At 55.7% G+C, this 22,718-nt stretch carries 19 protein-coding genes and 1 pseudogene; 14 read left to right on the forward strand and 6 right to left on the reverse strand.

What is annotated here, in order from left to right:
* Positions 1 to 12: 12 nt before the first annotated feature.
* The 12 genes from J3B00_RS02250 to glmS all read left to right on the forward strand — a co-directional run bounded on the left by J3B00_RS02250 (position 13) and on the right by glmS (position 11,522).
* Entirely contained in the window at positions 13 to 429 is a 417-nt protein-coding gene (locus tag J3B00_RS02250) for a F0F1 ATP synthase subunit I (protein ID WP_209863051.1), read from the forward strand.
* Positions 430 to 436: 7 nt separating this feature from the next.
* Positions 437 to 1,306, forward strand: coding sequence for a F0F1 ATP synthase subunit A (atpB, locus tag J3B00_RS02255; protein ID WP_209863054.1), 870 nt, complete (start codon positions 437 to 439; stop codon positions 1,304 to 1,306).
* Positions 1,307 to 1,448: 142 nt separating this feature from the next.
* Positions 1,449 to 1,706 (forward strand): F0F1 ATP synthase subunit C, encoded by a 258-nt coding sequence (gene atpE / locus J3B00_RS02260; protein WP_003097235.1) that lies wholly within the window; start codon positions 1,449 to 1,451, stop codon positions 1,704 to 1,706.
* Between the two features lie 58 nt (positions 1,707 to 1,764).
* Positions 1,765 to 2,235: a F0F1 ATP synthase subunit B gene (locus J3B00_RS02265; RefSeq protein WP_209863057.1), complete on the forward strand. Its 471-nt coding sequence runs from the start codon at positions 1,765 to 1,767 to the stop codon at positions 2,233 to 2,235.
* A gap of 12 nt (positions 2,236 to 2,247) precedes the next feature.
* Entirely contained in the window at positions 2,248 to 2,784 is a 537-nt protein-coding gene (locus tag J3B00_RS02270) for a F0F1 ATP synthase subunit delta (RefSeq protein ID WP_209863060.1), read from the forward strand.
* Between the two features lie 21 nt (positions 2,785 to 2,805).
* Positions 2,806 to 4,350 carry a F0F1 ATP synthase subunit alpha gene (gene atpA / locus J3B00_RS02275; protein ID WP_119137086.1) on the forward strand — a complete coding sequence of 515 codons (1,545 nt, stop codon included), beginning with the start codon at positions 2,806 to 2,808 and terminating at the stop codon, positions 4,348 to 4,350.
* 48 nt (positions 4,351 to 4,398) lie between these two features.
* On the forward strand, positions 4,399 to 5,259 hold the full coding sequence (atpG, locus tag J3B00_RS02280; protein ID WP_209863063.1) for a F0F1 ATP synthase subunit gamma: 861 nt from the start codon (positions 4,399 to 4,401) through the stop codon (positions 5,257 to 5,259).
* A 27-nt stretch (positions 5,260 to 5,286) separates the two neighbouring features.
* On the forward strand, positions 5,287 to 6,663 hold the full coding sequence (atpD, locus tag J3B00_RS02285; protein WP_043199911.1) for a F0F1 ATP synthase subunit beta: 1,377 nt from the start codon (positions 5,287 to 5,289) through the stop codon (positions 6,661 to 6,663).
* Between the two features lie 43 nt (positions 6,664 to 6,706).
* Positions 6,707 to 7,126: a F0F1 ATP synthase subunit epsilon gene (locus J3B00_RS02290; protein ID WP_209863066.1), complete on the forward strand. Its 420-nt coding sequence runs from the start codon at positions 6,707 to 6,709 to the stop codon at positions 7,124 to 7,126.
* A gap of 121 nt (positions 7,127 to 7,247) precedes the next feature.
* Positions 7,248 to 8,615 carry a bifunctional UDP-N-acetylglucosamine diphosphorylase/glucosamine-1-phosphate N-acetyltransferase GlmU gene (gene glmU, locus J3B00_RS02295; RefSeq protein WP_209863069.1) on the forward strand — a complete coding sequence of 456 codons (1,368 nt, stop codon included), beginning with the start codon at positions 7,248 to 7,250 and terminating at the stop codon, positions 8,613 to 8,615.
* Between the two features lie 292 nt (positions 8,616 to 8,907).
* The gene (locus tag J3B00_RS02300; RefSeq protein WP_209863073.1) at positions 8,908 to 9,684 is read left to right on the forward strand and encodes a DeoR family transcriptional regulator; all 777 of its coding nucleotides are present in this window, start codon (positions 8,908 to 8,910) and stop codon (positions 9,682 to 9,684) included.
* A 2-nt stretch (positions 9,685 to 9,686) separates the two neighbouring features.
* Positions 9,687 to 11,522, forward strand: coding sequence for a glutamine--fructose-6-phosphate transaminase (isomerizing) (gene glmS, locus J3B00_RS02305; protein WP_209863076.1), 1,836 nt, complete (start codon positions 9,687 to 9,689; stop codon positions 11,520 to 11,522).
* A gap of 1,351 nt (positions 11,523 to 12,873) precedes the next feature.
* On the opposite strand, the gene J3B00_RS02310 is transcribed toward glmS, so the two are convergent.
* On the reverse strand, positions 12,874 to 13,266 hold the full coding sequence (locus J3B00_RS02310) for an antitoxin Xre-like helix-turn-helix domain-containing protein (protein WP_209863079.1): 393 nt from the start codon (positions 13,264 to 13,266) through the stop codon (positions 12,874 to 12,876).
* A gap of 672 nt (positions 13,267 to 13,938) precedes the next feature.
* On the opposite strand from J3B00_RS02310, the gene J3B00_RS02315 reads away from it, so the two are divergent.
* Positions 13,939 to 14,364 (forward strand): hypothetical protein, encoded by a 426-nt coding sequence (locus tag J3B00_RS02315; RefSeq protein ID WP_209863082.1) that lies wholly within the window; start codon positions 13,939 to 13,941, stop codon positions 14,362 to 14,364.
* A 7-nt stretch (positions 14,365 to 14,371) separates the two neighbouring features.
* Here J3B00_RS02315 and J3B00_RS02320 read toward each other — a convergent pair whose 3' ends face one another.
* The 5 genes and pseudogenes from J3B00_RS02320 to J3B00_RS02340 all read right to left on the reverse strand — a co-directional run bounded on the left by J3B00_RS02320 (position 14,372) and on the right by J3B00_RS02340 (position 18,468).
* Positions 14,372 to 14,593, reverse strand: coding sequence for a hypothetical protein (locus J3B00_RS02320; protein ID WP_209863085.1), 222 nt, complete (start codon positions 14,591 to 14,593; stop codon positions 14,372 to 14,374).
* Between the two features lie 229 nt (positions 14,594 to 14,822).
* Positions 14,823 to 15,427, reverse strand: a pseudogene (locus tag J3B00_RS02325) (tyrosine-type recombinase/integrase).
* A 127-nt stretch (positions 15,428 to 15,554) separates the two neighbouring features.
* Positions 15,555 to 16,469, reverse strand: coding sequence for an ATP-binding protein (locus J3B00_RS26500; RefSeq protein ID WP_245362470.1), 915 nt, complete (start codon positions 16,467 to 16,469; stop codon positions 15,555 to 15,557).
* A gap of 2 nt (positions 16,470 to 16,471) precedes the next feature.
* Positions 16,472 to 17,329, reverse strand: a complete 858-nt coding sequence (locus J3B00_RS02335) for a DUF87 domain-containing protein (RefSeq protein WP_209863087.1) — start codon at positions 17,327 to 17,329, stop codon at positions 16,472 to 16,474.
* The gene (locus J3B00_RS02340; RefSeq protein WP_209863090.1) at positions 17,326 to 18,468 is read right to left on the reverse strand and encodes an SIR2 family protein; all 1,143 of its coding nucleotides are present in this window, start codon (positions 18,466 to 18,468) and stop codon (positions 17,326 to 17,328) included. The genes J3B00_RS02335 and J3B00_RS02340 overlap by 4 nt, the downstream gene beginning before the upstream one ends.
* 598 nt (positions 18,469 to 19,066) lie before the next feature.
* On the opposite strand from J3B00_RS02340, the gene J3B00_RS02345 reads away from it, so the two are divergent.
* On the forward strand, positions 19,067 to 22,690 hold the full coding sequence (locus J3B00_RS02345; protein WP_209863094.1) for a hypothetical protein: 3,624 nt from the start codon (positions 19,067 to 19,069) through the stop codon (positions 22,688 to 22,690).
* The last annotated feature ends 28 nt before the right edge of the window (positions 22,691 to 22,718 follow it).

A 22,718-nucleotide genomic window follows, 5' to 3' on the forward strand; every position in this document is an offset into this window, starting at 1 on the left:
GGAGCAGTTGTGATGGAAATACGCACGCCAAACCGCTTGCCTTTCCATCGCTGGGCAGTTTTCCCGGTACTGCTGGCGCAATGTGTCGTTGTCCTGCTGGCAACTTTGGTGTTGTGGCAGTGGAAGGGTGCAGTCAGTGGATATTCAGGCCTCTGTGGAGGGCTGATCGCCTGGTTGCCCAACGTGTACTTCGCCTGGAAGGCTTTTCGCTTTAGCGGAGCCCGGGCGGCGCAGGCCATCGTGAAGTCGTTTTACGCTGGCGAGGCAGGCAAATTGATTTTGACGGCAGTGTTGTTTGCACTGACCTTCGCAGGAGTGAAGCCATTGGCGCCGTTAGCAGTATTCGGCGTCTTCGTGCTGACCCAACTGGTCAGCTGGTTCGCGCCCCTGCTAATGAATAAAAGACTTTCGAGACCTAAGGGCGTTTGAGGCAACCATGGCAGCAGAAACCGCTTCGGGCTATATCCAGCACCACTTGCAGAACCTGACCTACGGTCAACTACCAGACGGCAGCTGGGGCTTGGCCCATTCGGCTGCTGAAGCCAAGGCAATGGGCTTCTGGGCATTCCACCTGGACACCCTGGGCTGGTCTGTTGCGCTGGGTCTGATCTTCCTCTTCATCTTCCGCATGGCGGCCAAGAAGGCCACTTCCGGCCAACCGGGCGCCCTGCAGAACTTCGTCGAGGTAATGGTCGACTTCGTCCACGGCAGCGTGAAGGACTCCTTCCACGGCCGTAGCCCGGTGATCGCTCCGCTGGCGCTGACCATCTTCGTCTGGGTGTTCTTGATGAACGCCATCGACCTGGTGCCAGTCGACTGGATCCCGCAGTTGGCCATCCTGATCTCCGGCGACCCGCACATCCCGTTCCGTGCCGTGTCGACCACCGACCCGAACGCCACCCTGGGCATGGCCCTGAGCGTGTTCGCACTGATCATCTTCTACAGCATCAAGGTCAAGGGCATCGGCGGCTTCATCGGCGAACTGACCCTGCACCCGTTCGGCAGCAAGAACCTGTTCGTTCAAGCCCTGCTGATCCCGGTGAACTTCCTGCTGGAATTCGTCACCCTGATCGCCAAGCCGATCTCGCTGGCCCTGCGACTGTTCGGCAACATGTATGCCGGCGAGCTGGTGTTCATCCTGATCGCGGTGATGTTCGGCAGCGGCCTGCTCTGGCTCAGCGGCCTGGGCGTGGTGCTGCAATGGGCGTGGGCGGTGTTCCACATCCTGATCATCACCCTGCAAGCCTTCATCTTCATGATGCTTACCATCGTCTACCTGTCGATGGCTCACGAAGATAACCATTAAGACCGCCTGGCGTGTCTGATAGCCTTCCCTGCCGTTTGGGGGAAGGCTGTAAAAAGTCCGCAAGGGCAGTTGTATCAAACGATTTGTTTTACCGCTTCAAACTAAAAACCTAACCAATACGACGTAAAAGTCGGGAGGAAAGATGGAAACTGTAGTTGGTCTGACCGCTATCGCTGTTGCTCTGCTGATCGGCCTGGGTGCTCTGGGTACCGCCATTGGTTTCGGCCTGCTGGGTGGCAAGTTCCTCGAAGGCGCTGCTCGTCAGCCTGAGATGGTTCCAATGCTGCAGGTCAAAATGTTCATCGTTGCCGGTCTGCTCGACGCCGTCACCATGATCGGTGTTGGTATCGCTCTGTTCTTCACCTTCGCAAACCCCTTCGTTGGTCAGATCGCCGGCTAATCACTCGTTTCCAACGAGTGTAAGGCTGTGATGAACAAAGACCGAGCGAGGTGTTGGCGTGAACATTAATGCAACCCTGATTGGCCAATCCGTTGCTTTCCTGATTTTTGTCGTTTTCTGCATGAAGTACGTATGGCCTCCGGTCATCACTGCCCTGCATGAGCGTCAGAAGAAGATTGCTGATGGTTTGGACGCTGCCAACCGCGCAGCTCGCGACCTGGAGCTGGCCCAAGAGAAAGCGGGTCAGCAACTGCGTGAAGCTAAAGCACAGGCAGCCGAAATCATTGAGCAGGCCAAGAAGCGCGCTGCTCAGCTTGTCGAGGAAGCCCGTGAACAGGCCCGCGTCGAAGCTGACCGTGTGAAGGCTCAGGCTCAGGCCGAGATCGAACAGGAACTGAACAGCGTCAAAGACGCCCTGCGTGCCCAAGTGGGTGCCCTGGCTGTTGGCGGTGCTGAAAAGATCCTTGGCGCCACAATCGATCAAAACGCGCATGCGGAGCTGGTTAACAAACTGGCCGCTGAAATTTAAGCGAGGGCGATCATGGCAGAACTGACCACGTTGGCCCGACCTTACGCTAAGGCTGCCTTTGAGCACGCCCAGGCCCATCAGCAACTGGCCAATTGGTCAGCCATGCTCGGCCTGGCTGCTGCTGTGTCGCAAGACGACACCATGCAGCGCCTGCTCAAGGCCCCGCGACTGACGAGCGCACAAAAGGCCGCCACTTTCATTGAAGTGTGCGGTGACAAGTTTGATGTACAGGCACAGAATTTCATTCATGTTGCCGCGGAAAATGGCCGTCTCCTGCTCCTGCCGGAGATTGCCGACCTGTTCGAGCTGTACAAGGCCGAACTGGAAAAATCCGTGGACGTGGAAGTCACCAGTGCTTTTGCGTTGAACCAAGAACAGCAAGACAAACTCGCCAAGGTTCTCAGTGCACGGCTCGGCCAGGAAGTTCGCCTGCACGCGTCGGAGGATGCCAGCCTGATCGGCGGCGTCCTCATCCGCGCCGGCGACCTGGTAATCGATGGCTCTGTTCGCGGCAAAATCGCGAAACTGGCCGAAGCATTGAAATCTTGAGTTTGAAGGGGCAGCAGAGCAATGCAGCAACTCAATCCTTCCGAAATTAGTGAAATCATCAAGGGCCGCATCGATAACCTCGATGTGAGCTCCCAAGCCCGTAACGAAGGTACCGTCGTTTCGGTTTCCGACGGTATCGTGCGGATCCACGGTCTGGCCGACGTCATGTACGGCGAAATGATCGAGTTCCCTGGCGGCGTCTACGGTATGGCCCTGAACCTGGAGCAAGACTCCGTGGGTGCAGTGGTCCTGGGTGCCTATGACACCCTCGCCGAAGGCATGAGCGCCAAGTGCACCGGCCGCATCCTGGAAGTTCCGGTTGGTAAGGAACTGCTGGGTCGCGTCGTCGACGCACTGGGCAACCCGATCGACGGCAAAGGTCCTCTGGGCAACACCGAGACCGACGCGGTCGAGAAAGTTGCTCCGGGCGTGATCTGGCGTAAGTCGGTAGACCAGCCTGTACAGACTGGCTACAAGTCCGTCGATGCCATGATTCCTGTCGGCCGTGGCCAGCGTGAGCTGATCATCGGTGACCGTCAGATCGGTAAGACCGCCATGGCGATCGACGCCATCATCAACCAGAAAGACTCCGGTATTTTCTGTGTTTATGTTGCTGTCGGCCAGAAGCGCTCCACCGTTGCCAACATCGTTCGCAAGCTGGAAGAAAACGGCGCCCTGGCTAACACCATCGTGGTGGTTGCCAGTGCTTCGGAATCCGCCGCGCTGCAATTCCTGGCGCCATACGCCGGTTGCACCATGGGCGAGTTCTTCCGCGACCGCGGTGAAGACGCACTGATCGTCTACGATGACCTGTCCAAGCAGGCCGTTGCCTACCGTCAGATCTCCCTGCTGCTGCGCCGTCCACCAGGACGTGAAGCGTACCCAGGCGACGTGTTCTATCTCCACTCCCGTCTGCTGGAGCGTGCATCGCGCGTTTCCGAAGAGTACGTAGAGAAGTTCACCAACGGCGCAGTGACTGGCAAAACCGGTTCCCTGACCGCTCTGCCGATCATCGAAACCCAGGCTGGCGACGTTTCCGCGTTCGTTCCGACCAACGTGATCTCGATCACCGACGGTCAGATCTTCCTGGAATCGGCCATGTTCAACTCGGGCATCCGTCCTGCAGTGAACGCCGGTGTTTCGGTATCCCGCGTAGGTGGTGCCGCTCAGACCAAGATCATCAAGAAGCTGTCCGGTGGTATTCGTACCGCACTGGCTCAGTACCGTGAACTGGCTGCATTTGCCCAGTTCGCGTCCGATCTGGACGAAGCGACCCGCAAGCAGCTGGAGCATGGTCAGCGCGTAACCGAGCTGATGAAGCAGAAGCAGTACGCTCCGATGTCCATCGCGGACATGGCGCTGTCGCTGTACGCCGCTGAGCGTGGCTTCCTGACTGACGTAGAAGTCTCCAAGATCGGCAGCTTCGAGCAAGCACTGATCGCCTTCTTCAACCGTGATCACGCTGAACTGATGGCGAAGATCAACGTGAAGGGTGACTTCAACGACGAAATCGACGCAGGCCTGAAAGCCGGTATCGAGAAGTTCAAGGCCACCCAGACCTGGTAAGCCGCAGCGGGGGCTCAGGCCCCCGCTTGCTAACCTGATAGGTGATACATGGCAGGCGCAAAAGAGATTCGCAGTAAGATTGCGAGCATCAAAAGCACGCAAAAAATTACCAGCGCCATGGAGAAAGTGGCGGTCAGCAAGATGCGCAGAGCACAAATGCGCATGGCTGCTAGCCGTCCTTACGCGGAGCGTATCCGCCAGGTGATCGGTCATCTGGCCAACGCCAACCCGGAATACCGCCACCCGTTCATGATCGAGCGCGCCGTCAAGCGCGTCGGTTATATCGTGGTGAGCAGTGACCGTGGTCTGTGCGGTGGCTTGAATACCAACCTGTTCAAGGCCTTGGTCAAGGACATGAACGTCAACCGCGAACAGGGCGTCGAAATCGACCTGTGCGTGATCGGTAGCAAGGGTGCGACTTTCTTCCGCATCTTTGGCGGCAACGTGGTAGCTGCAATCAGCCACCTGGGCGAAGAACCGTCGATCAATGATCTGATCGGTTCCGTCAAGGTCATGCTGGACGCCTACCTGGATGGCCGTATCGATCGCCTCTCCGTGGTGTCGAACAAGTTCGTCAATACCATGACCCAAACTCCGACGGTCGAGCAGTTGGTACCGTTGGTGGCAACCCCGGATCAAGAACTCAAGCACCACTGGGACTACCTCTACGAACCCGATGCCAAAGAGCTGCTTGACGGCTTGATGGTCCGTTACGTGGAGTCGCAGGTCTACCAGGCGGTGGTCGAGAACAACGCTGCTGAGCAAGCGGCCCGGATGATCGCCATGAAGAACGCCACAGATAACGCCGGTGATTTGATCAAAGAGCTCCAGCTGATCTACAACAAGGCGCGTCAGGCTGCGATCACCCAGGAGATCTCGGAAATCGTCGGCGGCGCTGCCGCGGTTTAACGGTTCACATATTCAGAGGATCCAGCTATGAGTAGCGGACGTATCGTTCAAATCATCGGCGCCGTCATCGACGTGGAATTCCCACGTGACGGCGTGCCGAGTGTATACAACGCGCTGAAAGTACAAGGCGCGGAAACCACCCTGGAAGTTCAGCAGCAGCTGGGCGACGGTGTGGTTCGTACCATTGCCATGGGTTCGACCGAAGGCTTGAAGCGCGGTCTGGATGTCGTCGACACCGGCGCTGCCATTTCCGTTCCAGTTGGTAAGGCCACCCTCGGCCGTATCATGGACGTACTGGGCAACCCGATCGACGAAGCCGGCCCGATCGGCGAAGAAGAGCGTCGCGGTATCCACCAGCCAGCGCCTTCGTTCGCTGACCAGGCAGGCGGCAACGACCTGCTGGAAACCGGCATCAAGGTTATCGACCTGGTTTGCCCGTTCGCCAAGGGTGGTAAAGTCGGTCTGTTCGGTGGTGCCGGTGTCGGCAAAACCGTAAACATGATGGAACTGATCCGTAACATCGCCATGGAACACAGCGGTTACTCCGTGTTCGCTGGTGTGGGTGAGCGTACTCGTGAGGGTAACGACTTCTACCACGAGATGAAGGACTCCAACGTTCTCGACAAAGTAGCCTTGGTCTACGGTCAGATGAACGAGCCACCAGGAAACCGTCTGCGCGTAGCGCTGACCGGCCTGACCATGGCTGAGAAGTTCCGTGACGAAGGTAACGACGTTCTGCTGTTCGTCGACAACATCTATCGTTACACCCTGGCCGGTACCGAAGTATCCGCACTGCTGGGCCGTATGCCTTCGGCAGTAGGTTACCAGCCGACCCTGGCTGAAGAGATGGGCGTTCTGCAAGAGCGCATCACCTCCACCAAGGAAGGTTCGATCACCTCCGTCCAGGCCGTATACGTACCTGCGGACGACTTGACCGACCCGTCGCCAGCGACCACCTTCGCCCACTTGGACGCCACCGTCGTTCTGTCTCGTGACATCGCCTCCCTGGGTATCTACCCAGCGGTCGATCCACTCGACTCGACTTCGCGCCAGCTGGACCCGAACGTGATCGGCAACGAGCACTACGACACCGCTCGTGGCGTTCAGTATGTTCTGCAGCGCTATAAAGAGCTGAAGGACATCATCGCGATCCTGGGTATGGACGAACTGTCCGAGACCGACAAGCAACTGGTAGCCCGCGCTCGTAAGATCCAGCGCTTCCTGTCGCAGCCGTTCTTCGTGGCCGAAGTCTTCACCGGTTCGCCAGGCAAGTACGTTTCCCTGAAAGACACCATCGCTGGCTTCAGCGGCATCCTCAAAGGTGACTACGACCACCTGCCAGAACAAGCGTTCTACATGGTCGGCAGCATCGACGAAGCGATCGAGAAAGCCAAGAAACTGTAATTCCTGCGCCCCGCAAGGGGCGCTATCAGGTTGAGGCAAGCAGATGGCTATGACAGTCCATTGCGATATCGTCAGCGCGGAAGGAGAGATTTTCTCCGGTCTGGTCGAGATGGTGGTTGCGCACGGTAACCTGGGTGATCTTGGTATCGCTCCAGGCCACGCGCCGCTGATCACCAATCTGAAGCCAGGTCCGATTACGCTGACCAAGCAGGGTGGCGCCCAAGAGGTGTTCTACATCTCTGGTGGTTTCCTCGAGGTTCAGCCGAACATGGTCAAGGTGCTTGCCGATACCGTGCAACGTGCTGCAGACCTGGATGAAGCTCAGGCTCAGGAAGCCCTCAAGGCTGCTGAGAACGCCCTGAACAGCAAAAGCGCTGATTTCGACTACGGCGCCGCTGCCGCACGTCTGGCCGAGGCCGCAGCCCAGCTGCGTACCGTCCAGCAAATGCGCAAGGGCAAGTAATCGGCCCAGCCGATCATTGCTGTTGCGATTGAGTAAAAGGGTAGCCTCGGCTACCCTTTTTCTTTTTCCGAATTTCCCTCTTCGGTCACAGCGCTGACCGCCCAGGATTGGTAGCCAGTCAATGTCCCTCGATATCGTTATTCTCGCCGCAGGCCAAGGCACTCGCATGCGCTCGGCGCTGCCCAAGGTGCTGCACCCGGTGGCCGGCAATTCCATGCTCGGCCATGTTATCCATAGCGCGCGCCAGCTTCAGCCGCAAGGCATCCATGTGGTCATTGGCCATGGTGCCGAACTGGTCCGCGAGCGTCTGGCCGCGGACGACCTGAACTTCGTCCTGCAGGACAAGCAGCTGGGTACTGGCCACGCCGTCGCTCAGGCGATCCCGGCAGTTACCGCCGACACCGTGCTGGTGCTTTATGGGGATGTGCCGCTGATCGAAGTCGAGACCCTGCAGCGTCTGCTGGCCAAGGTCAGCGATCAGCAGTTAGGCCTGCTCACGGTTGACCTTGATGACCCTACTGGCTATGGCCGGATCGTGCGCGATGGCCAAGGCCAGGTAACCGCCATCGTCGAGCACAAGGACGCCAGCGACGCGCAAAAGGCAATCAAGGAAGGCAACACCGGCATCCTCGCCATGCCAGCCGCGCGCCTGTCCGACTGGATGGGTCGGCTGTCCAACAACAACGCCCAAGGCGAGTACTACCTCACCGACGTGATCGCCATGGCCGTGGCGGATGGCCTGGTGGTTGCCACCGAGCAGCCGCACGACGCGATGGAAGTGCAGGGCGCCAATGACCGGCGCCAGCTGTCCGAGCTCGAGCGCCACTACCAGTTGCGGGAAGGCCGCCGCCTGATGGCCCTGGGTGTGACCTTGCGCGATCCGGCGCGCTTCGATGTGCGTGGTGAAGTGACCGTGGGTCGTGACGTACTGATCGACGTCAACGTGATTCTCGAAGGCAAGGTGGTCATCGAAGACGACGTACAGATCGGCCCGAACTGCGTGATCAAGAACAGCACCCTGCGCAAGGGCGCGGTGGTCAAGGCCAACAGCCACCTGGAGGGTGCGGTACTGGGCGAGGGCAGCGATGCCGGCCCGTTCGCCCGCCTGCGTCCGGGTAGCGTGCTGGAGGCCAAGGCCCATGTGGGTAACTTTGTCGAACTGAAGAACGCTCACCTGGGCGAGGGTGCCAAGGTCGGTCACCTGACGTACCTGGGCGACGCCGAGGTCGGTGCGCGGACGAACATCGGCGCAGGTACCATCACCTGTAACTATGACGGCGCCAACAAATTCAAGACGGTGTTGGGCGAAGACGTCTTCATCGGCTCGAACAACTCGTTGGTCGCGCCTGTGGAAATCAAGGACGGCGCGACTACGGCGGCCGGCTCGACCATTAATCAGACCATTGAAGAAAAGCAGCTAGGCGTTGCCCGCGCGCGCCAGCGCAATATCGATGGCTGGAAGCGGCCGGAGAAGATCAAGAAAAGCTGAAGGTTATCCACAGCGTGATGTTGAAAGCCGACTTATGTGAGTAAGTCGGCTTTTTTGTTGCCTGGCAGATCGGGTCTGCGATGTATGGCACCGGCGTTGCCGGTGTTCGCGGGACAAGCCCGCTCCTACAGGGAATGCGAGTGTGCTTGCCCCGCGAAAGACCGCAAAGCAGCCTCAAAACTCATAAAGCGAATTTATCCACAGACTAGTTTTTGAATAAGGGCCCTTGACGCCGCCTGCGTCTTAGGTTTTGATTGCGTTCATTATCTTTCGAATCGAAACTTAACCCGTCATGTCGAAACGAAATACCCCTCAGCGCCGCCACAATATCCTGGCCTTGCTCAACGAGCAGGGCGAGGTGAGTGTGGATAACCTGGCCAAACGTTTCGAAACCTCGGAAGTGACCATCCGCAAGGATCTTGCCGCCCTCGAAACCAACGGCCTGCTCCTGCGCCGTTATGGCGGCGCCGTGCCGGTACCGCAGGAATTGCTCAGCGAACCGGTGCAGCCCGTCTCGCGTTACAAGCAGGCCATCGCCCGGGCTGCCGTGAAGCGAATCCGCGAACACGCGCGGATCATCATCGACAGCGGCAGCACCACAGCCTCGATGATCCCCGAACTGGGCCGCCAGCCTGGCCTCGTGGTGATGACCAATTCGCTGAATGTTGCCCGCGCCATCAGCGACCTCGAACACGAACCCGTGTTGCTGATGACAGGCGGTACCTGGGATCCGCATTCCGAGTCGTTTCAGGGGCAGGTCGCCGAGCAGGTACTGCGTTCCTACGATTTCGACCAGTTGTTCATCGGTGCCGATGGTATCGATCTGGAGCGCGGCACCACCACCTTCAACGAACTGCTGGGTCTGAGCCGAGTGATGGCGGAGGTGACCCGCGAAGTGATCGTCATGGTCGAGTCGGACAAGGTCGGGCGCAAGATTCCCAACCTTGAGCTGCCCTGGAGCAACATCAACACCCTTATTACCGATGATCGCTTGCCCACAGCGGCGCGCGATGCACTCGAAGCCCGCGGCATCAACCTGATCTGTGCCGCGATCAGCCAGGAGCAATAATCATGTGTGGAATTGTCGGTGCCGTAGCCGAACGCAACATCACGACCATTCTGATCGAAGGCCTCAAGCGCCTCGAATACCGCGGCTATGACAGCGCTGGTCTGGCCGTCTATACCCAGGACGGTACGCTCCAGCGTCGTCGTCGCATCGGCAAGGTCAGCGAGCTGGAAGCTGCCGTCGCTGCCGACCCGCTGGCCGGCCAACTGGGTATCGCCCACACCCGTTGGGCCACCCATGGCGCGCCGACCGAGCACAATGCCCACCCGCATTTCTCCGGCTCCGACGTAGCGGTGGTGCACAACGGCATCATCGAGAACCACGAAGAACTGCGTGAAGAGCTCAAGGGCCTGGGCTACGTGTTCGCCTCGCAGACCGACACTGAAGTCATCGTCCACCTGATCCACCACACCCTGAAGAGCACGCCAGACCTGGCCGCTGCTCTCAAGGTGGCAGTCAAGCGCCTGCATGGTGCCTACGGCCTGGCATTGATCAGCGTGCAGCAGCCTGACCGTCTGGTCGCAGCCCGTAGCGGCAGCCCGCTGGTGATTGGACTGGGGCATGGCGAGAACTTCCTCGCCTCCGACCAGCTGGCGCTGCGTCAGGTCACCGACCGTTTCATGTACCTTGAGGAAGGCGACATCGCCGACATCCGTCGTGACCAGATCACCATCTGGGATCAGGCCGGGACTCAGGTCCAACGCGAGACCGTCCAGTACCACGAAGGTGCCGAAGCCGCCGACAAGGGCGCCTATCGCCACTTCATGCTCAAAGAGATCCATGAGCAGCCCACCGTGGTTCAGCGCACGCTGGAAGGCCGTCTGGGCACCGACCATGTGCTGGTCCAGGCATTCGGCCCGCAAGCCGCGGAACTGTTCGCCAAGGTGCGCAATGTGCAGATCGTCGCGTGTGGCACCAGCTACCACGCCGGCATGGTCGCCCGTTACTGGCTGGAAAGCCTGGCGGGTATCCCTTGCCAGGTAGAAGTCGCCAGTGAGTTCCGCTACCGCAAGGTGGTGGTGCAGCCAGATACCCTGTTCGTGTCGATTTCCCAGTCTGGCGAAACCGCCGACACCCTGGCCGCCCTGCGCAACGCCAAGGAGCTGGGCTTCCTCGGCAGCCTGGCGATCTGCAACGTGGGTATCAGCTCCCTCGTTCGTGAATCCGACCTGACCTTGCTGACCCTGGCCGGCCCGGAAATCGGCGTAGCGTCGACCAAGGCGTTCACCACCCAGTTGGTGTCGCTGATGCTGCTGACCCTTGCGCTGGGCCGTGTGCGCGGCACGCTCGAGGCCGGCGTCGAAGCCGAGCTGGTCGAAGAACTGCGTCGCCTGCCGACCCGCTTGGGCGAAGCCCTGGCCATGGATGGCACCGTCGAGAAGGTTGCCGAGCTGTTCGCCGACAAGCATCACACGCTGTTCCTCGGCCGTGGCGCGCAGTACCCGGTGGCGATGGAAGGGGCGCTCAAGCTCAAGGAGATCTCCTACATCCACGCCGAAGCCTATCCTGCGGGCGAGCTCAAGCATGGCCCGCTGGCGCTGGTCGACAATGACATGCCGGTGGTGACCGTCGCGCCGAACAATGAACTGCTGGAGAAGCTCAAGTCCAACCTGCAGGAAGTCCGCGCGCGTGGTGGCGAGCTGGTGGTGTTTGCCGATGAGCATGCTGGCATGACCAATGGCGAAGGGACTCACGTGATCAAGGTGCCGCACATTGCCGATGCGCTGGCGCCGATTCTCTACACCATCCCGCTGCAGTTGCTGTCGTACTACGTGGCGGTGCTTAAGGGTACCGATGTGGATCAGCCGCGTAACTTGGCTAAATCGGTGACGGTTGAGTAAATCGCTCGAAGGAAAAGCCCCCGTTGAAAATCAGGAATTAAGTCGGTAACGCAGGAATAAAATCGGTAACGGACGGTAGCTGGTAGCGGCTCCCGTCCTTATCAATTTCCCCCCTTAAGAACTATTGAACACCTCACGACGGCGTATCAGATGCGTTTACAAATCCAGCCTGATGAGTCGCTCGGTTCGTACGTGCGTCGGACGCTCTTCCTGAACAGATACGACGCTAATTTCGGGGCTTTCAAGTTTCTAGCTGCTCGACCAGGATTCACGAACAGTGAGATCAATCTGATTGCCGAGTCGCTCGGGTGGCCAGGTTGTTACGGGTTCAACCGTCTACTACACCACCACACTCCTATGGCAGCTCATTTCGTCATCAAGTACTTCCAAGAAGCCGCGTACTCAGGTAAGGCTTATGGTGAGTGCCGCTCGCATTTTGACGTCTGGGACGCTTCGTTCTGTCCAGATTGCGTGCGAGAAGATCTTTTTAAGTTGGGGTTCTCTTACTGGCGACGCTTGCTCAACCCTTCAATCACTGCGTGTCATAGGCACAACACGGTCCTGCTCGACCGTTGCCCCTTCTGCGGTAAGACCTTTAACTGTAGGGGGCACTCAATGGATGTGATGTGGACTGGGTGTGGGGGAAGGCATCTTAGGGAAGCCATTTCGGTACCTAACCAGGACTACCATGCACTCAAGCTAGCTAAGGCTTTCCAAGGCGTGTGCTCGTCGCCCTATTACGTTCCCTATGAAGGGACGATACGTGCCCTCTATGCCAAGACCCAATTCCTTCTTTCATTCTCATCTGGGGAACGAGCAGTTGAGCTTCAGGCATTGAGTAAAACTCTAGGCGCTCGCCTGAAGTGGATTGAATCTGAGGATTCAAACGACGCGTGTCGATTCGCGCAGCTCAGGTACAGGCTCATTGAGATCATTGCGACCGTCTACGAGTCGGTTACTGACTTCCTGGTGGATGCCAGCTTTGATGAGCAGCGACCTCGTATTATCAGCACGCTGTGGTCTACCTACCAGGCTGGCGGGATGAATTCTGCTCACTATGTCGAAGAGGACTACCTTTACGGAATCGGGCGTTGGTTTTGTCCCTACCCATCCTCGCAAAGCGAGCTAGACCGTAGTCACGATGGCTACACAAGACGGCGTCCTAAAATCTATCCGTGTTGCAATTTCCCCCATCCCAAAGGTAAGGGACAACGACTTTGTAGCATTACGGTGAAGCCGCTTCCGGCCATTCCTGTACAGCCAGCACAAGCGAAAGCTCTCGGGCTGGCCACTCCCCAAATTCCCGCTGATTAGCTGGCGAATCAGTGATCAATCAGCCAGAGCGACCGGCTTAGCTGGCTCGCTTGAGATGATCAATCCGTAGATAGGTTTCATACAGCGAGATGAGATTGCCTTGAGCCATCACCTCAAGCGGTGTGCGGCCACCGAAAAAGGGATTTTCGTTGCGCATCCTAGCGAAACCCTGAACGTTGTCCTGGTTGGTGAACACGCTGCGCAGGGAAGCATGGATATTCAGCACCAAGCTGACTCTCTGCTGTTGGTCCCGGTCGAGGCGAACAATGGCCGTGCGTTCCTGTATGACGCGGTGACGGGTGGCGGGGCAAATGCGCAAAATGCGGCATGCTTGGGAGTCGGTTGCTCGCCATGCTTCGATGATTCGCAAAGCAGCTCTTAACCCAGTGGTCGCTTGGGCGTGGGTGAGCGATAAATTTGAGCCAGCCATTTTCTTACTCCTAAGCCCTCCGAGTACTGGAAGCACTACGTAGCACATACGCAATGATGACAGAAAAATGCTTCTCCGTTCGGCTCCCCTGGATTCGAGCCATCAATTTGCTCGCCCTGGGCTTTGAAACTCCGGCTCTGCTCCAGGCGATCCGCGAGCAATAGCCGCTTCTTAATGGCGACCGTTGCCGGCGCTGTCTGGTCGACATGGTTACCTAGATCGACTGAGTCGGCCCCAATTTTCCAAAGACCTGCAGCATCAAGCACCTAGCGACTGTGAGACCGTACTATTTCGCCAATTTATCCTACTGCGAAAGACCGCTCTTGGCCGTTAGCTGCCCTTCCTGAAGGGCAGCAATGGGTCGAAATCTGCCGTTCGCGAGTGACAGCTTCCGACCCAAAGCTGCCCTTCACCACTGACAGCTAGCGGCCAGAAGCGGTCTTTTGTCTCCAGCGGTACGAGTCAGACTCGTGAAGCGGTAATGGCATTATGACTTCATTGACGTGCAGCCCATTGAACTATATAAGGAAAACGTATCGCTGATTCCCTGCGAGCTAGCTTGGAACGAGCTGAAGCTTACGTTGGGTCGGATAGATCATCGAAAGACTGCTGGTCATTGCCAGCGCCATGACGAAGTTTTCGCTAGGCCAGCTGAATAACGGGACTGTCACCATGAGCAACGTTATTGACTTCTCCAAGGTAGCAAAAGCACGTAAGGCGGCTGAGGCTTTTGTTGATCCCCTAGATCGTGTCAAAGCGATCATGGCCGCTGGATTAGAGCCTAATACGTCCGAAACGTTTAAGCGCGTAAAGGAATTGCTTCATTCTCGTAATTACAAATTTCAATTAACCTCAAAAAATTTTCCTCTGCCAGCATCTGCAAAAAATAAAGTGATCTTATTCCCCAAGACTAAGACTGCTTTTATACTTTTTGATAAAAAATTGAAGATTAGTGCTCCTCCTGATTGGCAGGTCAAGCTACTGTCAGCGGATAAGCGTCTAGAGCCCATTGCTTTTATTGAGCTGATTTCCAAGTATTTTGAAACTTTGGAGCAAAATGATCATGAAAAAGACCGGTCAATCTCAGCAAGTCAGTAATCCTGTCTTAGATCAAGCTCTGGATCGGGCAGCGGCTTATATCGACGGCTGTGAGAACACTACTAACGCCTTCAATAAAGTTGCCGGCGACTTGCTGCGTAAAGGTATACCAGGCCCGATCAACGTTGTCAGGAAGCAGCGTCGGCTGATTCGTGATGCACGGGAAGCTCTCGGGGAATAATTCTTCGACCAGCATGAAGAGCAGGAAAAGCCACTGGATCGATGTCATACGATCCAGTGGCTTTTTATCATTGCGAGCGAAGCTGGCATCACCAACTACTCTTGGAAACTAGCAAAATTTACTAGCGTACGATTTACAAACATACCCGCTTTGCACTGGCGTGCTGGGTATCGTAGATATGGTTAGAACCGCTCTACGTCACCGAAGCGTCAGTGAGCGGCAATGGCTGCTTTGGGTCGGATAGCGACGGTCATACCTCGACAGTCGCTATACGCTTTCAGACCTCCGTCTGCTCCGCCATTTCCAATGCGTCATCGACCTCAATTCCAAGGTATCGCACCGTGCTTTCAAGCTTTGTATGGCCGAGCAGGAGCTGAACTGCCCTCAGGTTCTTTGTCCTGCGATAGATCAGCGATGCCTTTGTACGTCTCATTGTGTGCGTGCCGTACATGGCTGGATCAAGGCCAATAGCTTTTATCCACGCTTTGACGATTCGGGCGTACTGCCGGGTGGAGAGATGCGCTGAGGCGTGTAGCCGGCTTGGAAAAAGACAATCCTCGCTGTGGAGATGGTCTTGATGTATCCAGGCCTGTAGGGCCAGCCGCGTTTGCTCTGTAATCTCAAATTGCACGGGCCTCTGGGTTTTCTGCTGCATCACTATCGCTCGCGATGACACGTGCTCCCCATGAGCGACGTCGCGTACGCGAAGCTTGGTCAAGTCGCAGGCTCGTAGCTTGCTGTCGATGGCCAGATCGAAAAGAGCTAAATCACGAGTTTGCTCCGCGATTTGAAGCCTTACCCGAATGGCCCATATATCTTTCAGTCGGAGCGGAGCTTTTTGCCCGACCAAGGCTGATGACTGCTGGTCGAAATGGTATTCATGGCTTGTCCTCCATGTGAGGGGGACAAGGATGGTCAGCTCGGCCGAGAGGCGCTAGCCGACCCATAGCGGACGTTTAGAGCAGAGGAAATATATCCGTTCCCTCTATGGTCGGTGTTCATAGGCTTCCTACTCGGGAGGCAATGCCCAAAGCTCTTCAAGGTCCACGTCATCACTGCTGGGCCGATGCTCCTTCAGCAGCGGATCGATCTTCAAGATCATGGGTAGGTCGAATGCCGTCCCCGTGACCACGCAGCAGCCTTTAGCAAGAGTCGGAATCAGAGCCTTGAAACTGGAATCTAATGTGCTGATGGTATTGTCCAGGAGCATAAGGTCGCGTTCGTTCACCAGCCGGTGGATGAAAAAATTGTGAATCTGCGAAACGATGGTGGGCGAGATGTCGGCTGGTCGCTGACTGGAAAGAGTCAGATAGACTCCGTACTTGCGCCCCTCTTTGATGATTTCTTCAAACAGTTCTAGCCGATAGTCCTTCCAGATCTCATGCTCACGCGTGGACTGCTCTGAGAGGATGTTGTGAGCTTCGTCAATGATGATGTGAAGAGTCCTGCTTGGCGGACTCTTCAGGCTCTCTGAGTCTTTATGATTCGTGTAGAAATTCTTAGCGATGAGCAACGGCAAGATTTTCTTGATTTCGTTTTTGCACCTTTTGAGTGAAATGACATGCAAGAGATGCGGGGGCGGTGGAACATTCACGACTTCAAGAACATTGCGAAGAGCCGTGATGGAAGATTTTGCTCTTGCAAGAACCGGCTGAATGTGCTCGTATTGGGCATAGCCAAAGACGACATCTGAACAGAGCTGAAGATAACACCTTAAGATTAGTTCGTTGAATTGATCGATTTCATCAAGCTTTAGATACTCATTAATGATAGGTCTAATGTTGTTTTCAAAGCCCGCACCATTTGAATTATAATAAGTGCCGTTGTTGTGCCTGAAGAACTTGTCTTTATTGAAGTAAACGATCCCTTTTAAATACCCCTGCAAGGGAGCGCACTCAATAATTTTCGCAATTTCCCTGCCCAAGTCTAATGCGTCTGACTTGGCCTCACCTGTGCTAAAGGCCTTCTCAAAGACTTTCGCAACATAGTCCTTAAGTGGAACATCTTTGAATTTTTCTTCCCAGACAGCACGCGACGAAGGAATGGTTGCTGGGTATTGGTTGTGGCCTGAAAGAGCAGACTAAGCGTTTCAACATCCCAAAAGTGAACAGCTTCGATCTTAAACTTGTGCTTGCCCTTCTTTGAATCCAGAATAGTTATTTTCTTATCTTTTGCAGGCAGAATCTGGTCTTCGGTGTATTCACCATTGAAGTCAATTATTACGAACTGACTTTTATTCTTGAGAGCCTGGAATTTCTCATTGAAAAGGCTTGTGTATAGTTTTGCCAATGTGTTGGACTTTCCGCTACCCGTATTCCCAAAAATCCCAAGATGGCTGTTAAAGATGCGTGCCCAGGGCAAGTTGATAGGCACATTTTCCTTGAGCATGGAACCGATGGAAAAATTGGTCTTACCCTCGACACCGTAGATCTTACCCACCATGGGCTCACTGAGCAGGGATGCCTTGTCCCTGATCATCGGCATGTACTTTACGCCCTCAAAGAATGTGTCATCCACGATGTAGCCAATAGGGCGAACATCAATCTTTCTGATGTACAACGTTTTCTCAGCGTCAGCCTCAAGCTTTTTCTCGTCCAAGTGCTCACCTTCTACAAGGCAGACGATGTCTATGAATCCGCGCTGAATGGATAAATGTTCTCTGAGTGAAACACCTCTGTACTTAACGCCATCATAGAAAATGGTTTCCTGGCTGGAGTCTTCAAAGATACGAAGGGAGATTCGGACGCCGGTGACTGCAATTACTTCACCTACGACGACGCTCATAGCTCACCCTCAACTTCAATTGGATACTCATACTTTTCGGGTTTGAGCGAAAAGATGTACTTATTAAAGTTTGTGAAGTCTAACCTCACCCCATCAGGCGGCCCAATCACCTTGACATTCTTCCAGAGCTTGAATTCCTCTCTCATTCTTTCGGCACTATCACGACTATAGCAACAAATGAACGTTTGTAGCTGCGGATTTGACAAGGAACGCTGGACAATCTTCAAAATATGTTCATCAGCAAACGAAAAGCCAAAGGTGATGAGTATGGAGTTTGGCTTCTCAAGTTCGTAGCTCAAAAGTCTGAGCATCTGATAGTAGTGTTCTTCAAATACTGTCTCGTGGAACTTCCACTTAGTGGGATTCACGATGGGTAGCTTGTTATAGTCGCGCCAGAAATTGTCCATCTGCTGGCGACTGAACGGCACAGATGGAATATCGGCGCTCAGGCCACCTCTTGTGCCAAGGAAGGTAGAAAATTTGTTGATCTTGCCAATAGCTTGCTTAGACAAAAGGTTGCTGAAGTCGCTGGCGTACTTAACTTCAATTTTATCACCACACTTTGACCAGTAGACCGAGCCATGGAGATGGATGATATTGAGTTGAGGTATTCCGTAGTTGGTTCTCTCAAATATCCCAGTCTGACACTGGAAGGTACTAAAGTTCTTGGGATGCAAGTGCTTTCTGTGGAAACCAGACGTGCCATCATTGACCACAAAATCATGTGCACCTTTCATTATAATTTTGTCAGCAGTGTAGGCAAGACATCCGTCGTAATTGGTCGTGAAAATGTTGATTTTCCGGTTAAGATCCTTGCGCCTATCCAACAGCCCCAAAAGCGTCGTCAAAAATATCTCATAATTTTCAAGATTAATCTTGCATTCGTTAGAGGTGATAGAGTCTGGCTTAAAAACCTGCACTGGAAAGATGCAAGTATTATAATAATGCATGAACAAGGCGGTCCGCTTTTCAGGCCAATATTCAAACTTGGTAGCGAGCGTTTCAATCGTCTCTTTCTCGCCCTTGGCATTTTTTATTTCTAGCGCAAGGGTTGGAAACAAATCTGCTGAAGCACCTGACCCGATCAATATATTGATATTCTTGTTGTATGCATCCATTGGCTCAATTGATTCAAGCATGCTTGCTCCTTTTTATTTGACCTAATAGTAGGAGGTAGCATTCAGCATGGCAGTTCGTTCATGCCAAGGCTTTTTCTTCGCCAACCCCTTGTCTCATCAGCATCACAAAAGCGCACTACAAGACGCAGCCTAAGGCGCGGAAGAACACAAAACAAGGCCATGTGACACTATCGCCGTTCATAGTCGACGCAGGGTTCGTATGGCGGCAAATGGTCGGGACGCGATTCAGAATGCGCCAGTAGGCGTGGCGGGACAGCCGGTCATGAAAGGTGGATAATGGCGGATCGCTACCCTCCACCAAGGGCAGCTTTGGGTCGAAAGCAGTCGTTCCCCTAGGACCGCAAGCGAACCATATCGGCCCTTCGCCAAAAGGCTACATACCGGCAGAGGCTGCCGGTCGAGTCGGGACATTACGGCCTAAAGCATCCGTTGGATTCTGGCTGTGCGATTCATTATCTATAGGCATAGTCACACGACTACAAACTCTCAAGGGAAACACGGTCGATTTAGCCGGGCGTGCGATTGGCCACGCCATTTTTCGTGATACCACGGCTTCGTACAGTACCATTCGTGGCCGGGACCACATGGAGGAAGAGTCGTGACCGGATTCGAAGAGGTGCATCCGCCGGAAGGTATGTGGGCACCGCTGCAGATGCGCCAAGAGTTGAGGCAGATGTTCGGGCGCTGGCTGCCCAAGTCGAGTTATCAGCGCCCCATTGCTGGGCCGGAAGACATAATCGACGAGCTAAGTATTCTCGACTTATGTCAGCACTACCGGTTGGAGTATCGGGGAGGCGCTGAGGATGTTGCCAAGTCTTGGGACGAATCGAAGCGTCGCGCTGCAGACAGCGGCCCGACGTTCGACGATCTCAAGAATAACGGTTGGGTGTCCTTCGACGGCGGTCGCTGGATTATGCAGAGCGCGCCTCTAGGCACGCGCTCGCACATTACCTATCCGAGCCCAAGCACGGAGAACTTGCTGACGGGGCTCGGCGAACTCCAGCTTGTTGCGAGGTCTGATACACCCCCTCCCCATGCTAAAGCGCTTGCAGACAGGATATTGGCTGATTGCGGGCTTCCAGTTCATATACCAACCAAAGATCCGGACTGGCTTGCAGGCCGGCTGTGGGAGCGACTGTGCCCGAAGCCCCAGCAGCATTCCGCGGACGATGGCGTCAGCACAGCTGACGCAGCGCCCCCTGTCGAACGCGAGGCCTGCGATGCGCTCGCTTTGCTAGATGCGGATGCCGAAACTGTCGATAGAGCCTTTTTGGAGTGGTCTGTATGGTGTGACGTCCTCGGCTATTACGGTAGCTGGGACAGTGGCTGGGGACCCACTGAGATGCGGTACAGCCGTGAGGCAGCTCACCGCGCATTGGAACGCCAGACCCTTTGGGGTACGTGGGACAACGATGCCGAACGCTACGCAGCATTGCTCAAAAATACGTTTGCGATTCCGCTGGACCAAATGCGGAATGCCGGAGCTCCGGAGGTAGCACCTCCCCGCACTCTAGTATCTAGAGTTGACTGGATGATGCGCCCCGACGTCGAACATCTGATAATGGAACGGCTCGGCTCTAATACAGCCAGCTTTGCATTTGCTCTGCTCTGCTCCGAGCTTGAGAAAACTGACATCGGGCCTACCATCATGGCTGCAGCGACGACGGTCCTATCGTTTGCTGCCGCCCATCCGATGGCATTGCAGCACTTGCTATTCCGAGTCAGGTCCGTACCAGTGCTATTGGTAGACATGCTGATGCATCAGCGCACGGGCTGCCTAGCAGCCAAACTGGCTATTGAGTGGCGTCCGAAATCCACACGGAGTAGTGATCGCAACCTGAGTCGTGAAGCTCAAACTAAGGCATTTGCGGTTCAAGACGCGCTATCGCTTTTGGCTTATCACTTGTCTGAGGGCACGCTTGATCTTGCGGAATACGCATCTTTGGTGACTTGGTGCTATGCGAGCGACACTTACAGCAAAAGAGCCATTGCAGACGCGAGGAGACCCGTTGGGCGGCAGCTTCTCAAGGTGGCCTCAAGGCAAAGCAAAGACCTCCAGTCTGCAGTGCTGCAGCACCTCGTAGATCAGGCCGACTACACAGACAACGTGCCTAGAGCATGCTTTGCAGCAGTGCTCGACGGGCTGAACTACCTTTCGAGCGCGCCGATTAGCGACGCTTTCCCAGTCGTGGGGCTTTATTCAAAGTTTGCGCGCGACATGCACTTAGAATGGACCGACGCAGCCAGTCTCTCCGCAAATCTGGCCGTTCATCTCGTCACGGCTGCATTCGCTCACACCGCGTCTTATAGAGATGCATTGCTAACCCCATTCGATAGCGCACAGCTACTGCGAAACACGCCGGTCGAAGAAAGGCCATCCTTGCGTTATTCGATTGCCAGAACTCTACGAGTGCACGTGCGGTTGCTCGCACGCGCCGTTGCTGGCTGGGACGGCGAGACGGTACCGCCGGAGCTCTGTGACGCACTCCAAGTGCTCATTTCGCGCAGTGTTATTGAGCATGACCAGAAAGGGCGCGTCGGAGCCCTCACAGACAGGTATAGGCCAGGCCCTTTACTCAAACGTGAAGAGGCCTCGCCGGCAGAAGATCTCGCTGCCGCATGGCGACAGCTAAACGGCAATCACCAGGAAGCCATGCTGCAGGCGCTTGCTCTGTCAGACGATCCGGTGTTACTTGCCGAGCTTTGCCAGCACCTACCTGCGGCGGCAAAGCCCGGCATCCGAGCGAGGTTACGCCAGCTTAAGCCAGAAGAGGCATCCGCGTTTTGGACATGGCCCGAGCTGCAGCACCGCATCGAGTCTTTGTTGGTCGCTGGCGAATATGCGCTTGCCCGTGAGCACTTGGATGAGGCTGAGCAGGACTTAGATCGCGCACCATCTGAGTTCCGGCTTGAGCTTTTTGCCCTCGAGCTTCGACTGTTTCTAAAGGAGAAGAACTGGGCTGCACTTGATGGAGCTGTTGCCCCTTTGGCACTGGATCGGCTCACGGCACAACAGGCGCAAGACAAACTGGAATTTTACAGGGCAACCTCCCAACTGCTGCGCCCAGACGGCAATTTGGCAGCTGCCCGAGTCGCTCTAGAGCGCCTGGCGGCGCGCCCTGGTGCGCCTCCCGCATACAAGGAAAACGTCTTTGCGGTTGCCATTCAGCAGCTTGTGGGACCCACCCTGCATCCGTTGAGTGGTGCAGATCGTGTGACCGGCCAAGGCCTCCTAGCGGAAATCAATGCTGAGGTCGCTGTGGGCGAGAGCTCAGTCAGCAGTAGTCTGCTAGCCAACCGCGCGCTGCTCATGATGGCATTGCAAAAGCCGGAGGATGCTTTAGAGAGCGTGGCGACTCGTCGTCGGGAGAGGCGAAGCCCAGAACTCGAACTCATAGCCGTACTTTCAAAGTACGAGCTGGGCTTCCGTGACGAGGCAATGGCGATTTTAGACACAGCCATCTCCGAGTTCGGAACTGATGACCGACTAATCGCGCTCAAGAACGACCTTCAAGCTGGAGACTCCGCGCCCAGTATCGCTTCGGCATCGGTCGTCCTCGATTCGATTTCCTCTATCCGGGCTGCCTTGCAACAGCTGACTGTGCTTCTGCCTTCCCAGATTGGAGACATACTTGGTCCCCCTGGCGGCGGGGTTCGAGGCTATCTCATAGGGCAAGTTTCACGTGCCGTTGCCGCGCTTCAACATATGGCGGCGATGCTCCGCGAGCGGAAAGACTCCATGAACTTGGCAAGGTTTGAGGATGACCTCAACACCGCCATGCGAGAGGTGCTAGGAGCTTTGCTCGCAGTGACTAAATGGGATGTGGCTGACCAATCGCTCGGAGGAGCAACGGCAAACGGTAATCCCGGCGAAAGGGATGCAGTGATCCGGGTGTCCGGTCAGGAAATATCGATAATCGAAGCGCTGGTCTGCACCGGACTTGATCGCACCAACATCAAGAAGCACTTCGACAAGCTTGTGTCATACGGAGTCTGTGACCTCTATTTCCACGTCATTTACTCGTACGCGAAGGAGCTAAATCCTCTCTTCAAGTATGTTGGTGAAATGCTCGAGCACGAGGCTCCTTCAGGTCTGATCTACCTTGACTGCGAGCCTCTGGGACCCCCGAATTACGAGGCGAGTGGGTATGTCGCAACCTATCGCGTAGATCACAGGGAAGTCGCAGTCGCATTCTTGATTGTTGACCTGGGTCGCCCCTAGTTCTGTAGACACGTCCGAGCCCGAGCGG

It is taken from the genome of Pseudomonas sp. BP8, from assembly GCF_017875955.1.
Classification (GTDB): domain Bacteria; phylum Pseudomonadota; class Gammaproteobacteria; order Pseudomonadales; family Pseudomonadaceae; genus Aquipseudomonas.